The organism is Nonomuraea roseola (assembly GCF_039535395.1).
GTDB classification, from domain to species: Bacteria; Actinomycetota; Actinomycetes; order Streptosporangiales; family Streptosporangiaceae; genus Nonomuraea; species Nonomuraea roseola.
The window spans coordinates 776,976-797,808 of record NZ_BAAAXC010000014.1; the positions used below are offsets into that span (position 1 = coordinate 776,976).

Genomic DNA, 20,833 nt, shown 5'->3' on the forward strand with positions numbered 1-20,833 from the left:
CGTCAACCAACTAGTTGGTCCCGATAGAATGCCGACCATGGCTACGAAGGACTCGACCGCCGCCACCCGGGCCGCTCTGCTGAAGGCCGCAGGGGAGGAGTTCGCCGCCTACGGCCTGGCCGGAGCGCGCGTGGACCGCATCGCCGAACGAGCGGGCGTCAACAAGGAGCGCATCTACGGTCACTTCGGCACGAAGGAGATGCTCTTCGACGCGGTGGTCACCGACGCGATCAACGACCTCACCGAGCAGATCGCGATGCCGAGCGACCCGGTCGAGTACGTCGCCAAGCTGACCGACTACTACCGTGAGCACCCCCAGCTGGTACGGCTGCTGATGTGGGAGGCGCTGAACTTTCGCGGCCCCGACCTGCCCGGCTTCGAGGCGCGCGCGGAGCGGTGCGGGAAGAAGGCCGAGTCACTGGCACGAGGGCTCGGCAGGGAGGTCTCGCCCGAGATCGCCAGGCTGCTCTACACGCTCACCGGGCTCGCGCTGTGGCCGTCGATGATGCCGCAGCTCGGGCGCATCATGCTGGGCGACGACTTCGCCGACGCCGAGGCGGGACGCGACCAGGTGGCGGCCTTCGTCGCCGCGGCGATCGAGGCCGGCGCGCCGGCCGCACCCGCCGACCGCTAGAGCCGGGCACAGCCGACCGTCAGAGCAGGGCAGGGCAGAGCCAGCCGTCAGAGCAGGGCAGGGCAGGGCAGAGCTGACAGCTGGAGCAGGGCAGGGCAGACCGTTAGAGCGGGGAAGAAGGGCGGCGGTGGATGCTGACCGCGTAGCCCCCGTCGTCGTACGGCCGGCCGTCCCAGGTGGCCAGGCGACGCTCCAGCACCAGCCCCGCGGCCTCGCACCAGGCGTCGTAGTCGGCGAGGGTGACGCTCGGCGGCACCGGCAGGTGCGCGGCGTCCAGCCCGAACCCGGCGACCAGCAGGCCGTCAGGCCTCAGCGTGCGCGCCAGGCGTGAGACGGCGCGCGACTCGGCGCCCTCGGCCAGCAGCGGGATCACGTTGCCCGCCGCGACGACGAGGTCGAAGGCGTCGTCGAGGTCGAGGTCGGCCAGGTCAGACTCGATCCAGGTGAGGCCGGGGGCCTTGGCGCGGGCGACGTCGAGCATGGAAGGGTCGAGGTCGGCGCCCGTGACGTCGTAGCCCTGCTCGGCCAGCCAGATCGCGACCCTGCCTGTGCCGCATCCCGCGTCAAGGACGCGCGAGCCCGGCGGGACGAGCGCGGCGCACAGGCGGGCCTCGCCGTGGACGTCCTTGCCGGTGGCGGCCAGCGCCTCGAACCTGCCGGCGTACTCCTTGCCCGAGGTGCCACCGGTGAGGTCGTTCCATCTGCTCATCTACCGGAGATTACCCGCCATCGTGATCATCGGAGGACGCTCGGCGATCGAGACGTCCCTGGTCGTCACCTTGTGGCCGCTCCCCGCGCGGCTGAACTGCGAGAGCCTGGCGGACGGCTCGTGCAGCGGGATCATCTTGCCCTGCCGTTCGAGGCGGGACCAGACGGCCAGCATGATCTGCCCCGCCATCGCGCCGAGCGCCTCTGTCGACTGCGGTGAGTGCTCGCGCGAGCCGAGGTCGACCTGGGCCAGCGCGTCGAGGCCGGCCATCTCGAGCAGGTCGATCAGCAGCCCGATCTCGACGCCGTAGCCGGTGATGAAGGGGACGCGCTCCAGGGCTGAGCGGCGGCCCGCGTACTCCCCCGCCAGCGGCTGGACGAAGCCGGCCAGCTGCGGCCAGTGCAGGTTGATCAGGGGCCTGGCCACGAGCTCGGTCACCCTGCCGCCGCCGGTGGGGGCGCCGAGGAGCGGCCGGTCGTAGCAGCCCTTCACGTACACGACAGAGGGATCGTCGAGGAGCGGTCCTAGCAGGCCCGTCACCATGGAGGCGCGGAAGTCCCTGAGGTCGGAGTCGACGAAGACGACCAGCTCGCCCGAGGTCACGGCCAGCGACTTCCACAGCGCCTCACCCTTGCCGTCGAGCGGCTTGAGCTCCGGCAGGATCTCGTCCTGGGCGTGGACCGCCGCCCCCGCTCGCGCGGCCACCGCGGCCGTGTCGTCGGAGGAGCGGGAGTCGATCACCACGACCTCGTCGACCAGGCCGCGCAGCTCCCGTCTGATCACCCGGATGATCGTGCCGATGGTCGCCCGTTCGTCGCGGGCCGGCAGGACGACGCTGACGGTGGTGGCGCCCTTGCGCTCGAGCAGCGCGGGAAGGGGCCAGTCGTCGGCCGAGGACGTACGGCCGCGCAACCACGCCTCCACCTCAGGCAGCACGAGCCCCTCCCCCGTCGAATTCACCATTCATCAGCTTAGAGTCGCCTGTACGGCGAGCCACCGGAGGGGTGGGCCCGGAGGGGAAGGCCCGCTACGCCTGGGCGGCGTGACGTTCGAGGAAGGTGTAGACGTCCGCCTCGTCCACGCCGGGGAACGAGCCCGGCGGCAGCGCGGCCAGCACGTGGGAGTTGGCCCGCGCCGACGGCCAGGCGTATCCCTCCCACCGCTGGGCCAGCTCGGTCGGAGGGCGGCGGCAGCAGTCGCCCGTGGGGCAGTTGGAACGGGTCCTGTTCGTCGTCTCCCTCCCCCTGAACCAGCGCGACTCCCTGTACGGCACGCCCAGCGTGATCGCGAAGTCCCGCTCGCGGGAGGGGTCGACGTGCGCGACGCAGAAGTAGGTGCCGGTCGGCGAGTCGGAGTACTGGTAGAAGACCGAGAAGCGGTCGGGCGAGAGGAAGACCTGGCGCCCCGACCACTGCAGGCACATCCGCTGCCCCTCGATGGCGCCCTGCTCGTCGGCGGGGAAGACGATGCCGTCGTTCTCGTAGGCCTTGTAGATGGTGCCGCCCGCGTCGTTGCGGACGAAGTGGCAGACCAGGTCGAGGTGGTGGGTGGCCAGGTTGGTGAAGCGGTGGGCGGCCATCTCGTAGGAGACGGCGTAGACGTCGCGCAGGTCCTCCACCGACAGGGCGCGGTCCTGCTTGGCCTCCTGGAGGAACTGCGCGGCGGTGCGCTCGGGCACCAGGACGGCGGCGGCGAAGTAGTTGGCCTCGGTGCGCTGCAGGAGGAAGTCGGCGAAGTCGCGCGGCTTGTCGTGGCCGAGCGCGAGGTGCCCGAGGGTCTGCAGCAGGATCGTGCGAGGGGAGTGCATGCCGAGCTGCTCGTGCTTGACGTAGATGCGGCGGTTGCGCAGGTCGGTGATGGAGCGGACGGAGCGCGGCAGGTCCTGCACGGTGTGCACGGTGTAGCCGAAGTGGGTGACGAGGGCCTGGACGGTGCTCTGGGACAGCGCGCCCGCCCGGTAGCCCACGGCGGCCAGGGCCTCCGCGGCGGCCTTCTCGATGTCGGGGAAGTAGTTGCCCCGTTCCCGCTGCCTGCGGCGCAGTTCGGCGTTGGCCGCCCTCGCCTCCTCGGGGGTGGCGGTGCCACGGGCCTGCCTGGCGCGCAACTCGCCGTACAGGCCGAGGATGTGTTCGAGGACGTCGTTGGGCACGCGGGCGGAGACCTTCAGCCGCGGCAGGCCCAGGCTGGTGTAGATGGGGTCGCGCTGGGCCTCCTCGAGCGCGATCTCCAGTTGGGCGCGGCGGTTGGGGGGCTGGCGGCGCAGCAGCTCCTCGACCGGCACGTTGAGCGCGGTGGCCAGCGATTTCAACAGCGACAGCTTGGGCTCGCGCTTGCCGTTCTCGAGCAGGGAGAGCTGGCTGGGCGCCCTGCTGACCCGTCCTCCCAGGTCGGAGAGGGTCAGGCCGCGCTGCTTGCGCAGGTGGCGCAGCCTTTGACCGAAAGCGATGAGATCGAGCTCCTGCGTCAAAGAGAGCGGTTCTTCGCCTAGCAAGGGGGCCATGTCGGGATCCTAAACGAAAAATCCCCGCATCTTCCAGAGCGCCGCTCGATTGGTCTAGTCCATAGTGAAAACTCGCAATTTCTTCCGCGTTGAATACCGGTGAGTATCATTGTGAGCAGAAATTTCACGATTCTTCTGCAAGATCAAGCCTGTTGACTCCTCGATCCCGGGCACAGACTCGGAACAAGCACCCAGGGGACGACAAAGGAGTGAAAAATGAACGATCGCCTCAAGGGAGCCGCTGAGCAGCTGCAGCGCGAGTGGGAGAGCGACGCTCGCTGGCAGGGCACCGAGCGCACCTACACCGCCGAGGACGTCATCCGCCTGCGCGGCAGCGTCCAGGAGGAGCACACCCTTGCCCGCCTCGGCGCCGAGCGCCTGTGGAAGCTGCTGCACACCGAGGACTACGTCCACGCACTCGGCGCGCTGACCGGCAACCAGGCCGTGCAACAGGTGAAGGCGGGGCTGAAGGCGATCTACCTGTCCGGCTGGCAGGTGGCCGCCGACGCCAACCTCGGCGGGCAGACCTACCCCGACCAGTCGCTGTACCCGGCCAACTCGGTCCCTGCCGTCGTGCGCCGCATCAACAACGCGCTGCTGCGCGCCGACCAGATCACCTGGTCGGAGGGGTCCGACGACACCCACTGGCTGGCCCCGATCGTGGCCGACGCCGAAGCCGGCTTCGGCGGCGTGCTGAACGCCTTCGAGCTGATGAAGGGCATGATCGCGGCCGGCGCCGCGGGCGTGCACTGGGAGGACCAGCTCGCCTCGGAGAAGAAGTGCGGCCACCTCGGCGGCAAGGTGCTGATCCCGACAGGCCAGCACATCAAGACCCTCAACGCGGCCCGCCTCGCGGCCGACGTGGCAGGCGTCCCCTCACTGATCATCGCGCGGACCGACGCCCAGGCCGCGACGCTCCTGACCAGCGACGTCGACCCCCGCGACCAGCGCTTCACCACCGGTGACCGTACCGCCGAGGGCTTCTACAGGGTGCGCAACGGCGTCGAGGCCTGCATCGACCGCGGCCTGTCCTACGCCCCCTACTCCGACCTGCTGTGGATGGAGACCTCCACGCCCGACCTGGACGTGGCCCGCGAGTTCGCCGAGGCCATCAAGGCGAAGTACCCCGACCAGATGCTCGCCTACAACTGCTCGCCCTCCTTCAACTGGAAGCAGCACCTGGACGACTCCACGATCGCCAAGTTCCAGCGCGAGCTCGGGCACATGGGCTACAAGTTCCAGTTCATCACGCTGGCCGGCTTCCACTCGCTGAACTACTCGATGTTCAACCTCGCCCAGGGCTACGCCTCCGACGGCATGACCGCCTACGTGGAGCTGCAGGAGGCCGAGTTCGCCGCCGAGCAGCGCGGCTACACCGCCACCAGGCACCAGCGCGAGGTCGGCACCGGCTACTTCGACCTGGTCAGCACCGCGATCGCCCCCGACTCCTCGACCACGGCGCTCAAGGGCTCCACTGAGGAGGAGCAGTTCGCCCACTGAGACTCGCCGATTCCTCCTAGGGCATGGGAGGGTTCCCCGGCGACAGCCCCGGTTCCGCGCGCCCGCGGAACCGGGGCTTTTCCGCTCTGGGTGATTTCTGGCCGTATCCGCCCTTCAGCGGCCTAAGCTCCCACGAGTGCTCGAACTGCTGAGGGATCGTGTCTATCTCCGGTACTGGCTGGCCGTCGTCGTGTCGTTCCTGGGCGACGCGATCACCAGGGTCACTCTCATCTACGTCGCCGCGACGCTGACCGACGCCCCCGTCGTACTGATCGCGCTGGTGATCGTCGCCCAGCTGCTGCCCTCGGGCGTGCTCGGCGCCTTCGTGGGACCGGTGACCGACCGGCTGCCCAAGCGGGTGCTGCTGATCGGCTCCGATCTGGCCAGGGTGCTCATCGTGCTGGCGATGATCCCCGCGCTGGGCTCGGCGTGGTTGCTGCTCGTCCTGATCTTCCTCGAGGGCGTCGGCAAGGCCTTCTTCGAGACCGCCCGCATCGCCGCCATTCCCAAGATCGTCGGACGGCACAGCATCCCGTCGGCGGTCGCGCTGTTCCAGAGCACCAGCCACACGATCAACCTGCTCGGGCCCGCGCTCGGCGGTCTGCTGGTCGCGGTCGGCAGCGTGCCGGTGGTGCTCATGATCGACGCGGCGACCTTCCTGCTCTCCGCCGCGCTGCTGGGCAGCATGGCCGTGCTGCGCGAGCTGCCCGCGGGGGCGCGCGAGCCGTACTGGGGGGCGCTTCGGGCGGGGGTGCGCGGCGTGCTCGGGGTGGCGTCGCTGCGCCGGCTGGCGGTCTTCCTGGTTCCCGCCATGCTCGTGCTCGGCCTGTTCACCACGAACTTCAACGCCCAGCTGCTGACCGTCTTCGAGCTGCCCGCGCTCTCCTACGGCCTGGCCCAGGCGCTGTTCGGCGGCGGCTCCATCCTCGGCGCCCTGATCGGCCCCGCGCTGCTGCGACGCTATCCCGACCGCCTGCTGACGGCCTCGATCGTGGTGTTCGGGCTGTCGCTGCTCGCGCTCGCCCCCGTCCAGTGGAGCGGCCACCTGGCGGTGATCGGGCTGTGGTGCCTGCTGACCGGGCTCGGCTCGGGGCTGTTCCAGGTGCCCGTCGCCAACACGCTGCTGCGCGACCTGCCCGAGGAGCTGCGCGGGCGCGGCGTGGCCCTGCTCAACGCCGTCATGGTGAACTTCACGATCGCGGGGGTCGTCGCGGGCAGCCTGGTCGCCGAGGTGACCGGCGTCGCCGCCTCCATAGTCTGGTCGGGGGCGCTGCTGGTCTGCGCGGCGGGCGCGCTGTCCCTCCGGTACGGCAAGCACCCCGAAGCCCACTCCGGTCACCGCTGACCGTCCGTCCATCACACCGCTCCAGCGGCGACGCCCGCCGTCTCAGACGCCGTACAGGTGCGCGCTCACCGTCGGATCGTTCTCGAGGATGTGGTCGACGGTGTCCCAGTAGGCCACCAGCCAGGGGTGGTCGAGGGCCTCGTCCCTGGACAGCTTGCGCCCGTACAGCGGGATGTCGGCGGCGAGCCGCGCGGCGCCGACCAGGGAGCAGGCGACGCCGTCATGCCCCTCCACCGGCCCGACCCTGCAGCCGAACGTGACGCGCCCTGCCCCTGGACGGGTGGCCGGCGCGTCCGCGTCCCAGTGGTCGTCCATGATGACGTCGATCCACGCGTCGTGGACGCCGTCATGGTGGTAGCAGGAGGCGAAGTAGATCGCGTAGGCGCCGTTCTCGTTGTTGATGAACCCCGTCACCCGGTCGAACGGGGTCTCGCAGCAGTCGCAGGCGAGAGACTTCACCTGACGATCCGGGTCGATGGCAAGTTCCACGAGCGGCATTATGCCGCCGATCGCGGTGTTCGCCCCACGCTGATCGCGTTCAGGAGGAGCCGGCCCACACGGCGCCTCCGACCGTGACCGTGGCGCTGTCCTTACCGGACAGGCCGCTGGAGTCGGTCACCGTGACGGTCACGGTGAAGGTGCCCTCGCCGCCGTAGGTGTGGGACGGCGTGGCGCCCGTGCCGACCGTGCCGTCGCCGAAGTCCCACGCGAAGGTGAGCTCGGACGAGTCGGGGTCCCTGGCCGAGCCCTGGAAGGTGACGGCCGCCTTGCCCTGCGTGACGTAGGGTCCCCCGGCCTCCGCCCTGGGCGCGAGCGCGGCCGCGATCTGGTCCTCGATCCTGCTGGCGCTCTCCCCCGTCAGCTCGGAGGGGGCCGGCGCGTGCGGGCCTCTGCCGGAGTCGGCGTCGTCGCGGAAGTTGAGGTCGAGGCGCTGCCAATCGTCGTAGCCCGTGAGCGTCTGGCCTGCGCTGGGGCCACAGCCGGAGATGCCCAGGTTGTTGACGTCCACGGACACCGGATCGGGATCCTGCGCGCCGTCCTCGTCCCAGTCGAGGCCGGCGTTGGCCTGGCCACTGCTCCAGCCGCCCGCCCCGCCGTCGGAGCTCCAGTAGGTGACGTTCTGCCCCGCGTCGCCTACGCCGTCCCTCTCCAGCAGCCGCGGCTCCTCGAGCGGCCTGAGCGCCTGGGTGGAGTAGTCGAGCTTGCGTCCTCCGCCGACCTGCGGGATGTAGCCGGTCTGGAAGGCGTAGCTCATGACGCTGATGTAGTTCGGCTTGCAGTTGACGTCGCTGTCGCCGCCGTGCAGGAGGCCGAGGTTGTGGCCGAGTTCGTGCATGAGCGTGCCCGCCTGCTGCCTTCTGCTGCCCACGTGGTGGGTTCCCTCGTCGTTCAACCCCCACGTGTCCGCGCCCAGCGTCACCAGGATGTCGTCGCCGTGGATCTCGGCCCGCCCTGACGAGGTGCCGTTGTCGTGCTGGTGGGCGAAGAGCGCATAGTGGTAGACCAGCCGCTTGGCGGCCAGCGCCTTGGGGTCCTGGCGCTGGGCGGCGGTGCCGAACGAGGCGGACTTGACGGCGTCGAAGCCGGCCCAGGTGGTCAGGTCGTCCTGGTGGGCGATCTCCTCGTCCTCGTCGATGTGCAGGGTGATGCCGTTGCTGCCGTCCGGGTTGGCCAGCGGGGCGTTCGCGAAGGCGGCGACGACGTCCTGACGGGCCTCGGGCCGCAGCGCGTGAGCGGTCATGTGGTCGATCTCGAGGTAGATGTCCCTGCGCCGGGGGTCGGCACCCGTGAGCACGAGATCGGCCACGCCGTCGCCGTCGCCGTCGATCCCCTGGGTCTCCCACGCGTCGAGCAGGCCGTCGCCGTCGGTGTCGGGGCTGATCGTGAGCCTGGTCGTGCAGGAGCCCAGCACGGTGGCGCCCGTGGCCGACGAGGTGATGTCCACGGTGACCTCGGCGGTGCCGAAACGGGCCGCGGTGGTGGCCAGGTGGGCGGTCGGCTCGGCGCCCTGTCCCGCGCCGACCGTGCGGGTGAGGACGGTGTGCGCGGCGCCGAACAGGTCGTTGGCGCGCATCGCCGCGGTGAAGGTGGCGTCGGCCTCGCCGGTGCCGGCGAGGCTCACCTCCAGCGCCAGGACCGCGCCCCGGTCGAGCGTCAGGTGCCTGGCGGGAAAGGCGCAGGTCGCCGTGGGCGCCGCGACCGCGGCGGCGGCCTGAGGAAGCTGGGCGCAGGCGAGGGCGAGAGAGGACACCATGGCCAGCCGTACGGTACGGCTGCGATCTGCACGTTTCACACAAAGAGGCTGACCAGCGAAGAAACACCGGAAACCCACCCGCATCTATGGACACAGGAAACTCGGCAGTCCACCCGCATCACATCAACCGCTTTGCCGCGGTTTGTTCACTTTCCTGAGCTCGACGGCTGCTCCGTGGCGGACGGTGAGCCCTGGTCGGTCGGTGTGACGCTTACCGAGGACGACGGCCCCGGCTCTTCGCCGGGCCCCTCCTGCGGGATCGTGGTGATGCCGGAGGAGGGCTGAGGGCAGTCGCGGTTGCCGCGCCTCTTGCCCGCCGGGTTCACGCAGTCGCCTGGGTCGCCGTTGCCGGGCACGTCCGGCGGCCTGCCGTGGTGCTCGGGCCAGGTGACCCCCTGCGTCTTGGTCCTGGCGGGCAGCAACGTGGAAGGGCCGACCGTCCTGGTGTGGGTGACGACGACCGTCGGGGTGACCGAGGGGCCGGCGGGCGGCGGCTGCACCGTGTCCTCCGTGGGCGTGCCCGGGTTGATCGTCGACCTGGCCGTGCCGTTCGGCATGACGTAGGGCGCGCTCTCAGGCGGCTGGGTGGCGCCGTCGAGCCGTACGCCTCCGCCGCTGGCCGCGGCCACCGTCAGCGCCGCGATCGAGACGGTCGCCAGCGCCGCGAAGCTGGCGTGCGACAGGTGGGCGCCGGCCTTGGCGCGGCGGCGACGCGGCTCGGTCCGCTCGGGCTCGGGCGCCGCCTGCGCCAGGCGCACCCTGCCAGCTCCCGGCGGATACGGCACCGGCGACCAGATCTCGCCCAGCACCCTGCCGACCGCCGCCCTCAGGTCCCACGGATCGCCGACTCCGCCCGCGGCCAGCAGCGCGCGCAACAGGTCGGCCGCCTTGGGCCGCTCGGCCGGATCCTTGGCCAGCGCGGCCTCCACGGCCGGACGCAGCAGCGCGGGCACCCCTTCCACCCGCGGCGGCTCCAGCATGATGCGGCGGGTCAGCACGTCGGGCTCGCCGGTGCCGAACGGGTGGTGGCCGGTGGCGGCGAAGGCGATCAGGCAGCCCCAGGCGAACACGTCAGAGCCCGGCACCGCGGGCCCGCCGGTCAGCCGTTCGGGCGCCACCCAGCCGGGGCTGCCCATGACCTGCCCGGCCTGGGTGTGCACGGCGACGGTGTCGACGTCGCGGGCGATGCCGAAGTCGATGACCCGCGGCCCTTCGGGCGACAGCAGCACGTTGCCCGGCTTGAGGTCACGGTGGACCAGGCCCGCGTCGTGCACCGCGACCAGTGCGGCGGCCACCCCGAGCGCGACGCCGTAGGCGAGGTCGGGGGTGAGAGGGCCGCGGGCCACCACGACCTGGGACAGCGCGGGGCCCTGGATGTACTCGCAGACCAGGTAGGGGCGGTCGCGGTCGGTGCCGTCCTCGATCACCGCGGCGGTGCAGAAGGGCACCACGCGGCGGGAGAACCTCACCTCCTCGGCGAACCTGGCGCGGAGCGTGGGGTCGCTGAGGTGGACGGCGTGCGGCGTCTTCAGCGCCACCAGCCCGCCGCGGGGATGCTCGGCCAGGTAGACCACGCCCATGCCACCGGTCCCCAGACGGCCGAGCAACAGGTACCTGCCGATGATCACCGGGTCGCCCACCGTCAGCGGCCGCACGCCTGCCGGCATACCGCTCGATCCACGTGCCATCCGGGACCTCGCCTCTCCTGCTTAGGGGCACAGTCACTGCACACTGTGTCCGGGCAGGGTGAGGCTTTTCGCCGGGAGTGTCACAAGGGGTATCGAAGGTAAGGCGAATCTTCCTCCGAAGCTAGTAAATGCTGTGGTATGAGGGCTTTTGCGGGTCTGGTGTGACGGCAGGGGCGTCAGGTCGTCAGAGCCGCCGACTCCTCCGCCTCGACCTGGCGGTTCCAGTCCTTCTTGACCGAGCGCCAGCCCTCGTCGTCGACGCCCAGGCGCCAGTAGCCCGAGATCGACAGCTGGTCTAGCGGGATCTCCTTCTCCACCCGCAGGAAGCGGCGCAGTTCCTTGACGCACGCGGCCTCGCCGTGGACGAAGGCGTGCACCCTGCCCGAGGGGAAGTCCAGCCCGCGCACCGCCTCGACGAGCCTGTCGCCCCTGGCCCCGCCCTCCCTGTGCACGTAGACGACGGGCACGTCCAGCTTCTGCTCCTCCTCGGGGCCCTCGACCTCGATGAAGACACGCGCGGTCGCACCGCTCGGCAGCGCCTCCAGCGAGGCGGCGATCGCCGGCAGCGCGCTCTCGTCACCGGCGAGCAGGTGCCAGTCTGCGTCGGGGCTCGGCGCGTAGCCGCCGCCGGGGCCGATCAGGTACAGCTCGTCACCGGGACGCGCCGCCTCGGCCCACGGTCCCGCCAGGCCCTCGTCGCCGTGCACCACGAAGTCGATCGTCAACTCGAGAGCGGCCGGATCCCACGCGCGCACGGTGTAGGTGCGCAGCCTCGGCCAGTGCTCGCGCGGCATGCTCTCCCTGCAGCCCGCCATGGTGAAGGGCGTCGGGTGGTCCACGCCCTCGTGAGGGAAGACCAGCTTCACGTAGTGGTCGGTCAGCCCCTCGGTGGCGAACCGCGCCAACCCCTCGCCGCCGAACACCACGCGGACCATGTGCGGCGTGAGCCGCTCCGTGCGCAGCACGACACCACGATGTTCCGTCATCGAACCCCTCCAGCGTAGTTAGGTCTGCCTAACCTACAACTGGAACGTCACGCGGCGAGCGAAGATTCCGCCCCTGGGTTCTCGACCGCGGCCAGAAAGCGGGCCATGTGCCGGTAGACCAGGCGCGCCTCCGGCAGGAGATCGGCCAGGATCGCGAAGACGTGCGGCATCCTCGGCCACTCCTCGTAGGTCACGGGGACACCCGCCTCACGGGCGCGCAGGGCCACCCTGCGGTCCTCGTCGCGCAGCACCTCGGTGGAGCCTGTGACGATCATCAGCGGCGGCAGCCCCGTGTAGTCGCCGTAGACGGGCGAGACGAGCGGATCGCGCGGGTCCAGGCCAGAGGTCCACCGCTTGGCCAGCCACTCCACCCTGCCTGCGGGCAGCATCGGATCCATCCAGCGGTTGGCCCTGCGCGGGGTGTCGCTCAGGTCGGCCCACGGTGACAGGCAGATGGCGGCGGCCGGCAGCGGAAGGTTCCTGTCGCGCAGCGCGAGCAGGGTCGCCAGCGTGAGGTGGCCGCCCGCCGAGTCGCCCGCGAACAGGATGTCGCCCGGCTCGTGACCGCGCTCGATCAGCTCCCCGTAGGCGTCGAGGGCGTCCTGCAGCGACTCGGCGAGCGAGTGGATCGGGCCCTGCCGGTAGTCGAGGGCGAAGACGGGCCGCCGCGCGACCACCGACAGCCGCCAGGTGATCGGCCGGTGGGTGGCGGGCGATCCGCTGAAGTACCCGCCGCCGTGGAAGTAGAGCAGCGCCTTGCGCTCGTCGAGCCCGTGGCCGGCGCGGACCCACTCGCCCGAGCGATGAGGAACGATGCTCACGTGCCCCGGCTGGCGCATGGGGACGAGCCTGATGATCTCGCCGAGCCTGGAGCAGGCCGTAATGGCCAGGGGGTGGCGCAGAAGCAGGCTGGAGGCCGGCTTCAGCGTGCCGCGGAGCACGCCGTTGAGCGCCCTGCACTGCCAGCTGAACGGATAGTCGGGACAGACGTCCAGGTCGATCTCAGACCGCACAACTGAAGAATTCCCTCTAGAGGATCGTTCTACCGGCAAGTAAGCAACTCCTATATTTTCGGTATATGTCGATGGTGCCGTGAGATCCTTCCCTCCAGGGCGCTCCTGCCATGGAAGCCGGGATCGAACCGAACCATCGCGTCCCGGCCGTCGGCGCGCCCGGCGATTCCGCCGTCGAGGGCCACCGCCGTCGCGCTAGGCGGGAAACCCTGCGACGCCGTCCCGGTCCTCTGCCCTGACATCGCCGCTCTTCACGCATGCTTCGACAGGGCCCTTCCCGCGGCCGGCGAGGACCGGCGGGCCACGGGCGTGCCGGCCCGAGCGCGCCGGCGGGGTGGCGACCGGCCTCAGCGACGGCCGAGCCCGGCAGTACGGCGACGGCGATCGACGACACCCGGTCAGGTCCGCGCACGGTCTATCGCCTTGCCGACCAGTGATCCTTGAGCCGATAATTACCGCTCCACCACCCGTGCCGCGAGTCAGTCACGGGTTGTAGCCATGCCATCACTCACCGGAGGTGACGCACCATTCCCCTCTACGCCCGGCTCGTCCGGTACGGCTTCCGCAAACACGCCACCTATGTATGGGCCGCGGTGGCCGGAGCGTTCACCAACAGCGTCTTCGGCATCCTGCGCGCCTACGTCCTGATCGCCCTCTGGCAGGCCAGACCCGGTCTGGCCGGCTACGACGTGATCGACGCCGTCACCTTCTGCTTCATCACCCAGGCCTTCATCGGCCCGATGCAGCTGTTCGGCGGCGGCCTGACCATCCCCGAACGCATCCGCAGCGGCGACATCGCCCTCGACCTCGTCCGCCCCGCCTCCCTCCAGGCCTGGTCCCTCGCCGAGGACCTGGGCAGGGCCGCCTATCTGTTCCTCGTGCGCGGCATCCCGCCGACGATCCTCGGCGCGCTGACGTTCGGCATCGTCCTCCCCACGGGCGCGGGGCAGTGGGCCGCCTTCCTGACCAGCTTCCTGCTCGCCGTCGTGGTCAGCTTCGCCTGGCGCTACCTCGTGGCGCTGTCGGTGTGCTGGCTGACCGACGACAGGGGCATCGCCACCGTGTCGCTGGTGCTGACGACCTTCTTCAGCGGCCTGATGGTGCCACTGTCGATCTTCCCCGGCTGGCTCGGCGACCTCGCCTCCGCGCTCCCCTGGGCCGCGATGGTGCAGGTGCCTGCCGACGTCTACCTCGGCAAGGCCCACGTCGCCGACGCGCTCGCCTTCCAGGCGCTGTGGGCGGCCGTCCTGCTCGGGCTCGGCGCGCTCGCCACCCAGGCGATCAGGCACAAGGTGGTGATCCAGGGTGGTTAGGACCTACGCCCTGCTCGCCTGGACCTGGACCCGCGCGGCGGCGGCCTATCCCGCCTCCTTCGCACTCATGGTCGTTTTCGGCTTCGCGCTGGCGGCCGTGGACGTCGGAGTGATCCTCGTCGTCTTCGCCAACACCACCTCCCTGGCCGGGTTCACCCGCCCCGAGGTCCTCTTCCTGTACGGCGCGGCCAACATCGCCTTCTCCTCCGTGGACATGTGCGTCGGCAACATCGACAGGATCAGCCACCACATCAAGGCCGGAACCTTCGACGCCTTCCTCATCAGGCCCGCCTCCACCTGGGTGCAGACCACCGTCGAAAGGTTCACCCCCACCAGGATCGGGCGGGTGCTCCAGGCCGTGATCGTGCTGGGCGTGGCGATGGCCGAACTCGACGTACCGTGGCAGCGCGTCTGGATGGTCCCCGTCATGATCGCCACCGCCATGGTCATCTTCGCCTCGCTCTGGACCCTGGCGGGAGCGCTGCAGTTCGTGCTCACCGACGCGCCCGAGGTGTGCAACGCCTTCACCTACGGCGGCGGCCAGCTCAGCCAGTACCCGTTCAGCGTCTACGGCCGCGACCTGGTGCGAGGGGTCACCTACGTGCTGCCGCTCGCCTTCATCAACTGGCAACCGGGCCTGTACGTCCTGGGCAGGGACGACCCGTTCGGCACGCCCGAGTTCCTGCGCTTCGCCGGGCCTGTCGCCGCCCTCCTTCTCGCGCTCCTTGCCGCCTTCGCCTGGCGCCAGGGCGTTCGCCGCTACCGATCGACGGGGAGTTAGCAATGATCGAACTGGACCGGGCGGGACGCTCGTTCAAGGTCAAGCGCGCGGTGGTGCACGCCGTACAGGATCTGTCGTTCCGGGTCGAGCCGGGAGAGTTCGTCGGCTACCTCGGCCCGAACGGCGCGGGCAAGTCGACCACGATCAAGATGCTCTGCGGCATCCTCACGCCCACCTCGGGGCGGGTGCGCGTGGCGGGGCTCGACCCCTCGAGGAGGCGCACGACGCTGGCCAGGAGGATCGGCGTGGTGTTCGGGCAGCGCACGACGCTGTGGTGGGACCTGCCGCTCAAGGACAGCTTCGAACTGATCCGGCTCCTTTACAAAGTAGATCGCAAGGCGTTCCGCGAACGGCTCGACGAACTGGTGGAGACGCTCGACCTGGCGGAGTTCCTGCGCACGCCGGTGCGCCAGCTCAGCCTGGGCCAGCGCATGCGCGGAGATCTGACGGCCGCGCTGCTGCACGCGCCCGACGTGCTCGTGCTCGACGAGCCGACGATCGGGCTCGACGTGATCAGCAAGAACAGCATCCGCGCGTTCCTCCTGCGAGTGAACGCCGAGCGCGGCACCACCGTCCTGCTCACGACGCACGACCTGGGTGACATCGAACGGCTGTGCAGGCGGGTGATGGTCATCGACCACGGGCGGCTGGCCTTCGACGGCTCGCTCGAGCAGCTGATGGCCACCTCACCGGAGGAGACGATCGAGGAGGTGGTGACCAGGCTCTACACCCGCGCGGGTCAGTAGTAACTGCCCTCCTGGGCCTCCTCGTAGTCGTCGTCCAGGTCGTCGTGCCTGCGCGACCAGCGGGAGGGCATCAGGACGGGCAGGAACATCAGCACGCCGAGCAGGGCGTAGACGCCCGTGGTCAGCAGCGTTCTGTTGCCCGCGCCCGCCTCCAGCACCACCTGGTGCATCGAGGGCTCGTCGGGGATGAACGACAGCGCCCTGTTCACGTCGAGGGCGTAGACGACCGTCCAGGCCAGCAGGACCATCGACGGCACGAACGTGGCCAGCGGCGAGACCCTGCCCACCACCACCAGCCCGACCACCAGCCCGACCACCGCCATGGCGGCGAGGGCGATCCACAGGCGCGTACCCGTCACGGGCACGGCCGTCCCCGGCGCGACGGTCAGCGCCTGCTGGGCTGCCCAGCCGCCCCCGACCAGCAGGGCGCCGGTCACGATCACGCCGAGAAGCAATCCAGCGAAATGCCGCAAATTCCTCACCTCAGCCCTGACCCTAGCCACAAAGCAGACACTTCTTCCAGGCAGTCAACGACTCATGCGTAAATTGATAAACGCCCGAGCCCGCGTCTCGTCCACCTGTCTGGCGGGCAGGCAGCGGACGCACTGAGGACACCCACCACGAGCGTGTTCAGCGTGGCTTCGGGGACCACGCACGTCGCGGGCATGAACCATTCCCGTCCACACAGCCGTGTGGGGCCGTGAGAACATGTGGGCACTCATGCGCGCCAACCTTCCACTCCGGCTCACGCGAGCGGCCGCTTTCTCGGCCGTCTGCGTGCTGCTGGCCGCCCTCGGTCACGTGGTGGCGGGCGGTGACGGGCCCCCGATGTGGGCGCTCGGGCTGGGCGGCGGCACGGTCATGGCGCTCGCGCTCGCGCTGTCGGGCAGGGAGCGCTCGACCTCGACGATCAACCTCACGCTTCTGGGCCTGCAGGCGGGGCTGCACGAGCTGTTCGCCCCCGAAGGCGGCGGGGCGGTCCTCACTCTCGCCCATGGGCACGGGGCCGGCCTGGGCTCAGCGCTCGGTTCCGGCCTCGGCCCCAGGCTCGGTGAAGATCTGGGCATGCTGCTCGCCCACCTGACGGCGACGCTGATCACCGGCTGGTGGCTGGCGCGCGGCGAGGCCGCGCTCTGGTCGCTGCTGCGCCGCCTCGGCCACCGGCTGGTCGGCCTGCTCCCCGCGCCCACCACGATCTCGATCCTGCAGGCGCCGGTCCGCGTGATCCCGCGCGTCGCAGGCCGCCGCGCCGTCCTGCGCCACATCGTCAGCAGACGCGGTCCTCCACTTCCCGCTGTCTGACGCCTCTTCCCTTCCTTCGTCCTTCAAGTGGAGTCTCCGCATGTCCTCCTTCCGTCGTACGGCCGGCGTGCTCGCCGCCGCCATCGCCCTCTCCCTCGGCCTGGCGATCCCCGCCTTCGCCCACGTCACCATCAACCCGGGCAGCGCCGAGCAGGGCGGGTTCACCAAGGTCGCCTTCCGCGTGCCGAACGAGCGCGACAACGCCTCGACCACCAAGATCGAGGTCTCCTTTCCCGTCGACCACCCGCTGGCCTTCGTCTCGGTGAAGCCGGTGCCGGGCTGGGAGGTCAAGGTCACCGAGGGCAAGCTGCCCAAGCCGGTGAAGACCGAGTACGGCGACCTGACCGAGGCGGTCACCAAGGTCGTCTGGTCGGGCGGGGAGATCAAGCCGGGCCAGTTCCAGGAGTTCGAGGTGTCGATGGGCCAGCTGCCGACCGACACCACGCAGCTGCTCTTCCCCACCACCCAGACCTACTCGGGCGGCGAGGTCGTGCAGTGGGACGACGAGCCCAAGGCCGACGGCAGTGAGGCGGAGAAGCCCGCCCCGCTGCTCAAGCTCACACCCGCCTCGGGCGACGGTGCGCACGGCACGGCCTCCGCGTCGCCGTCCGCCGCGAGTGGCGAGGCCACCCCGGCCGGCACGGGAGGCGTTCCCTCGGTGACGCCGGTGGCGGCGTCGGGCTCGTCCTCCGACGGCACCGCCAGGCTGCTGGGCGGGGCCGGGCTGGTCGTCGGCGTCATCGGCGTGGTGATCGGCTTCATGGGCCTGCGCCGCCGCTCGGCCTGACGTCCTGCGGGGGGCCCGTGAACGCATGGGCCCCCCGAGGCGCGCGAAGACGGCTCACGAACCAGGAAACCCCGGCCCACGGCCGCGTGAGGCCGTGAAGCCGGGGATCCCCGTGGGCGGTCGCGGCGCGGCGGCCTCAGGAGGTGATGTCCTTGCTGGTGAAGCGGGCCCAGGCGATGGAACCGAACAGCAGGATGTAGGCGCCGAAGGCCAGCAGCCCCGAGCTCAGGTCGTCGAAGGCGATGGGGTCGCGCAGCACGGCGTCGAAGTCGCCCCACCAGTTGGGCAGCAGATACGGCTGCAGCACGTCGAGCTGGGGGATCACCCTGAGCACCTGGGTGGAGATGACCAGCACCACGGTGGCGGCGATCGCGCCGATCGGCGCCTCGGTCAGCGTCGACAGCGCCAGCGCGACGGCGGCCAGCGCGGCCATGCCCGCCGTCACGTAGCCGATGACGATCAGCATCCGCAGCAGGGCGTCGCCGAGCGGGATCGCCACGCCTGACAGCAGCGTGACAGGCCCTGCGGGGAACAGGATCAGGCCGGTGACCAGCGCGGCCAGCGACACGGCCGAGGCGACGGCCAGGCAGAACAGCACGGCGTTGACGTACTTCACCGCCAGCAGCCTCGTCCGGCCGGCGGGAGCGGCCAGCAGGTAGCGCAGCGTGCCGGCGCTCGCCTCACCCGCCACCGAGTCGGCGGCCACGACGGCGACGGCGACCGGCATGAGCAGCGGTACCAGCGCCGACAGCGAGATGAAACTCAGGAAGAAGCCGTTGCCCGTGACCTGCTGGAGCAGACCGCCGGGTCCGTCGGACAGCTCGTCGCCCACGAGGCGCAGCACCACGCCGAGAATGACGGGAACGACCGCGAGGACGGCGAGCATGGCCAGGTTGCGCGGCCTGCGGAAGGTCAGGCTCAGCTCCGAGCCGAGCATGCGCAGGAAGGCGCTGACCGGTCCCGCCCCGCCGTCCTGCGGCGGGACCGACAGGGCCGGCGGTCCTTGCGGGGCGATCCGGCCCGGCAGGTCGGCGCGCGGCCCGACCTCGGCGGTGAGCCTTGACTCGGCCACCGGCACCAGCCCCGGAATCCGCCTCGCCCCGCCTCCGCGCGGCGGGTCGCCCGCCTCCACGTCGCGCACCTCAGGCTCAACCTTCGACATCGAAACCCTCCCCGGTCAGCCCGACGAACACCTCTTCCAGGCTCGGCCGTACGACCGACAGGCCCCTGACCGCCACGCCCGCCTCGACCAGCGAGGCGTTGAGCCGTTCGGTGGCGTGCCCGCCGAGGTCGGCGCTCACCTCCTGGCCTTCGTGCGCGACGCCCGACAGGCCGAGCCCGCGCAGGACCCTGGCCGCGTCGGCCCCGTCGGGCGTCTCGACCCTGACGCGCGGGGCGCGACCGCCGTTCAGCGAGGCGATGGTCCCCTGCGCGACCAGCCTGCCGGCTCGCATGATGGCCGCGTGCGTGCACATGTGCTCGACCTCGCCCAGCAGGTGCGAGGAGACGAACACGGTGGTGCCGTCGGCGGCGATCTCCTTCACCAGCGAGCGCACCTCCCTGGTGCCCTGCGGGTCGAGTCCGTTGGTCGGCTCGTCGAGGATGAGCAGCTCGCGCGGGCCGAGCAGGGCGGCGGCGATGGCCAGGCGCTGGCGCATGCCGAGCGAGTAGTGCCGGTAGCGCTTGGCCGCGGCGGCCGACAGCCCGACCCTGTCGAGCGCCGCCGCGACCCTTGTCCTGGCCGTACGGCGCGGCGCCGTGGGATCGGCCGCGTCGTAGCGCATCAGGTTGGCCTCACCCGACAGGTAGGGGTAGAAGGCGGGCCCCTCGACCAGCGCGCCGACTCTGGGCAGCGGCACCACCGAGTAGCTGCCCGAGGTGGGCGTGACCAGGCCGAGCAGCATGCGGATGGTGGTGGTCTTGCCCGACCCGTTGGGGCCGAGGAAGCCGTAGACCGAGCCTCGCGGCACGGCCAGGTCGAGGGCGTCGACCGCGACCTGACCCCCCTTGAAGCGTTTGGTGAGCCCCTCGGTGACGATCGCGTCGTCCCCCGCGGGCGGGGACGCCCCTGAGGGCGCCCCTGCTTCCAGCGTCACACTCACTTGGCGCCTGCCGCCTTCGTGAGCTCCTCGGGGGTGACCGCGCCGACCAGGAGGCGGCCGTCGTCGGTGAACAGCGCGCTGACCAGCTTGGTTTTGATCAGCTTGCCGCTGCCCCACGCACCGCTCACCGGGGTGGCCGAGCGCAGGACGGTGTCGAGCGCGGCGGCGGCTTCCTGGCCCTGCCCCTCGCTCTGTCCCTGGGTGGGAGCCGCGGGGGTCTTGGGCGTGGGCAGGACCGCGACCGTGGTCCAGCCGGCGCCGACGGTCTTCACCTCTCCCTCGGCGAAGTCGCGCTTCTCCTCGTCCTTCGAGATGCCGAGCGTCTTCTCCTCGACCTTGGCCCCCGCGGGCGGGGTGAAGGCGAAGTTCTCCGGCGCCGGAGCCGAGAAGGTGACCTGGGTGAAGCCGACCTCGAAGGCGGGCTCGGCCGAGCCCTTGGCGTACACCTGGACCCTCAGGGGGACGTAGGTCTCGCCGTCGAGCGCCAGCCGTACGTCCTGCACCAGCGAGCCCGCCTCCTTGGGCGCCAGCACCAGCTCGTAGGCCGGGCGGCCGGCGACCTGGGTGTTGCTGGTGACGCTGACCACGCTGTGCTCGCCGACCTTGGACAGCAGCTGCTCGGCGGCCTGCTGCGGGGTCATCGAGGGCCCGGTCGGCGGCGCGGTGTGCGTCTTCTCGGCGCCGGGCGCGAGCTTGACACGGGTGGCGGTGTTGGACTGGCTGTCCCACACCCAGGTCTGGTCGCCGTTCACGATGACGTTGGTCTCGTTCATCGGCCCGGGGACGGCCAGCCTGAACTGGTCGCGCGAGCCGTACCAGACCTTGGCCTCATGGGATCCGGACAGCAGGGCGATCGGGGATCCTGCCGACGCGGTCTGCGGGAGGGCGGGAAGGCCGAGGGAGGCGGTTTCCAGGACGGTCCCCGACATCGGGGGCAGTCCGTCCTTCTGCACCGCTGCCGCCGCCTCCGCCAGCAGCTGCTGGGCCGAGCGCTCCGGCAGGACCGGGTCTCCGCTGACCGCGGCGATCACCGGCCCCGCGCCTATCGCGGCGCCGATGACGGCCACGGCCGCCATCGGGACTCCCCACCTCACGAGCTTGCCTCTGGACATCTCACTCCTTCACGGTATTGCTTACCTCTCAACAGTGCGTGAAGTGTCCTGTGGCGACCCT

The 20,833-nt window shown here is 70.7% G+C and carries 19 protein-coding genes and 1 pseudogene; 8 read left to right on the plus strand and 12 right to left on the minus strand.

Features of this window, described 5'->3' with window-relative positions; translation table 11 throughout:
• Positions 1-37: 37 nt before the first annotated feature.
• Entirely contained in the window at positions 38-634 is a 597-nt protein-coding gene (locus tag ABFX55_RS22080) for a TetR/AcrR family transcriptional regulator (RefSeq protein WP_183645573.1), read from the plus strand.
• Positions 635-737: 103 nt separating this feature from the next.
• Here ABFX55_RS22080 and ABFX55_RS22085 read toward each other — a convergent pair whose 3' ends face one another.
• From ABFX55_RS22085 to ABFX55_RS22095, 3 genes are all read right to left on the minus strand, one after another.
• A complete protein-coding gene (locus tag ABFX55_RS22085; protein WP_346123817.1) occupies positions 738-1,343 on the minus strand; it encodes a class I SAM-dependent methyltransferase in 606 nt (201 codons plus the stop codon).
• A complete protein-coding gene (locus ABFX55_RS22090; RefSeq protein WP_346123819.1) occupies positions 1,344-2,279 on the minus strand; it encodes a glucosyl-3-phosphoglycerate synthase in 936 nt (311 codons plus the stop codon).
• A 91-nt stretch (positions 2,280-2,370) separates the two neighbouring features.
• Complete coding sequence (locus ABFX55_RS22095; RefSeq protein ID WP_379478988.1) at positions 2,371-3,843, minus strand: helix-turn-helix domain-containing protein; 1,473 nt, start codon at positions 3,841-3,843, stop codon at positions 2,371-2,373.
• A gap of 216 nt (positions 3,844-4,059) precedes the next feature.
• Between ABFX55_RS22095 and aceA the strand changes: the two genes are divergently transcribed.
• On the plus strand, positions 4,060-5,343 hold the full coding sequence (gene aceA / locus ABFX55_RS22100) for an isocitrate lyase (RefSeq protein ID WP_346123821.1): 1,284 nt from the start codon (positions 4,060-4,062) through the stop codon (positions 5,341-5,343).
• A 136-nt stretch (positions 5,344-5,479) separates the two neighbouring features.
• The gene (locus tag ABFX55_RS22105) at positions 5,480-6,688 is read left to right on the plus strand and encodes an MFS transporter (RefSeq protein WP_346123823.1); all 1,209 of its coding nucleotides are present in this window, start codon (positions 5,480-5,482) and stop codon (positions 6,686-6,688) included.
• Positions 6,689-6,730: 42 nt separating this feature from the next.
• On the opposite strand, the gene ABFX55_RS22110 is transcribed toward ABFX55_RS22105, so the two are convergent.
• The 5 genes from ABFX55_RS22110 to ABFX55_RS22130 form a co-directional block, all read right to left on the minus strand.
• A complete protein-coding gene (locus ABFX55_RS22110; RefSeq protein ID WP_346123825.1) occupies positions 6,731-7,186 on the minus strand; it encodes a hypothetical protein in 456 nt (151 codons plus the stop codon).
• A 40-nt stretch (positions 7,187-7,226) separates the two neighbouring features.
• Entirely contained in the window at positions 7,227-8,981 is a 1,755-nt protein-coding gene (locus ABFX55_RS22115) for a PKD domain-containing protein (RefSeq protein ID WP_346123827.1), read from the minus strand.
• A gap of 107 nt (positions 8,982-9,088) precedes the next feature.
• A complete protein-coding gene (locus ABFX55_RS22120) occupies positions 9,089-10,597 on the minus strand; it encodes a serine/threonine-protein kinase (protein ID WP_346123829.1) in 1,509 nt (502 codons plus the stop codon).
• Positions 10,598-10,806: 209 nt separating this feature from the next.
• Positions 10,807-11,616, minus strand: coding sequence for a siderophore-interacting protein (locus ABFX55_RS22125; protein ID WP_346123831.1), 810 nt, complete (start codon positions 11,614-11,616; stop codon positions 10,807-10,809).
• A 47-nt stretch (positions 11,617-11,663) separates the two neighbouring features.
• Positions 11,664-12,629 (minus strand): alpha/beta hydrolase, encoded by a 966-nt coding sequence (locus ABFX55_RS22130; protein ID WP_346123832.1) that lies wholly within the window; start codon positions 12,627-12,629, stop codon positions 11,664-11,666.
• A 593-nt stretch (positions 12,630-13,222) separates the two neighbouring features.
• Between ABFX55_RS22130 and ABFX55_RS22135 the strand changes: the two genes are divergently transcribed.
• The 3 genes and pseudogenes from ABFX55_RS22135 to ABFX55_RS22145 form a co-directional block, all read left to right on the plus strand.
• Complete coding sequence (locus ABFX55_RS22135; protein ID WP_346123834.1) at positions 13,223-13,942, plus strand: ABC transporter permease; 720 nt, start codon at positions 13,223-13,225, stop codon at positions 13,940-13,942.
• The gene (locus ABFX55_RS22140) at positions 13,935-14,723 is read left to right on the plus strand and encodes an ABC transporter permease (protein WP_346123836.1); all 789 of its coding nucleotides are present in this window, start codon (positions 13,935-13,937) and stop codon (positions 14,721-14,723) included. The genes ABFX55_RS22135 and ABFX55_RS22140 overlap by 8 nt, the downstream gene beginning before the upstream one ends.
• 2 nt (positions 14,724-14,725) lie before the next feature.
• Positions 14,726-15,415, plus strand: a pseudogene (locus tag ABFX55_RS22145) (ABC transporter ATP-binding protein); the annotation flags it as partial.
• Positions 15,416-15,462: 47 nt separating this feature from the next.
• Here the strand turns inward: ABFX55_RS22145 and ABFX55_RS22150 are convergent.
• Positions 15,463-15,942, minus strand: a complete 480-nt coding sequence (locus tag ABFX55_RS22150) for a hypothetical protein (RefSeq protein ID WP_346123840.1) — start codon at positions 15,940-15,942, stop codon at positions 15,463-15,465.
• Positions 15,943-16,189: 247 nt separating this feature from the next.
• Between ABFX55_RS22150 and ABFX55_RS22155 the strand changes: the two genes are divergently transcribed.
• Positions 16,190-16,771: an MFS transporter gene (locus ABFX55_RS22155; protein WP_346123842.1), complete on the plus strand. Its 582-nt coding sequence runs from the start codon at positions 16,190-16,192 to the stop codon at positions 16,769-16,771.
• A gap of 40 nt (positions 16,772-16,811) precedes the next feature.
• Positions 16,812-17,558 carry a YcnI family copper-binding membrane protein gene (locus tag ABFX55_RS22160; RefSeq protein ID WP_346123844.1) on the plus strand — a complete coding sequence of 249 codons (747 nt, stop codon included), beginning with the start codon at positions 16,812-16,814 and terminating at the stop codon, positions 17,556-17,558.
• 136 nt (positions 17,559-17,694) lie between these two features.
• Here ABFX55_RS22160 and ABFX55_RS22165 read toward each other — a convergent pair whose 3' ends face one another.
• The 3 genes from ABFX55_RS22165 to ABFX55_RS22175 are packed head-to-tail and all read right to left on the minus strand — an operon-like array spanning position 17,695 to position 20,772.
• Positions 17,695-18,720 carry an ABC transporter permease subunit gene (locus tag ABFX55_RS22165; RefSeq protein ID WP_346123845.1) on the minus strand — a complete coding sequence of 342 codons (1,026 nt, stop codon included), beginning with the start codon at positions 18,718-18,720 and terminating at the stop codon, positions 17,695-17,697.
• Complete coding sequence (locus tag ABFX55_RS22170) at positions 18,707-19,660, minus strand: ABC transporter ATP-binding protein (RefSeq protein WP_346123846.1); 954 nt, start codon at positions 19,658-19,660, stop codon at positions 18,707-18,709. Before ABFX55_RS22170 ends, ABFX55_RS22165 begins: the two co-directional genes overlap by 14 nt.
• Positions 19,657-20,772, minus strand: a complete 1,116-nt coding sequence (locus tag ABFX55_RS22175) for a LolA family protein (RefSeq protein WP_346123848.1) — start codon at positions 20,770-20,772, stop codon at positions 19,657-19,659. Before ABFX55_RS22175 ends, ABFX55_RS22170 begins: the two co-directional genes overlap by 4 nt.
• Positions 20,773-20,833 lie beyond the last annotated feature (61 nt).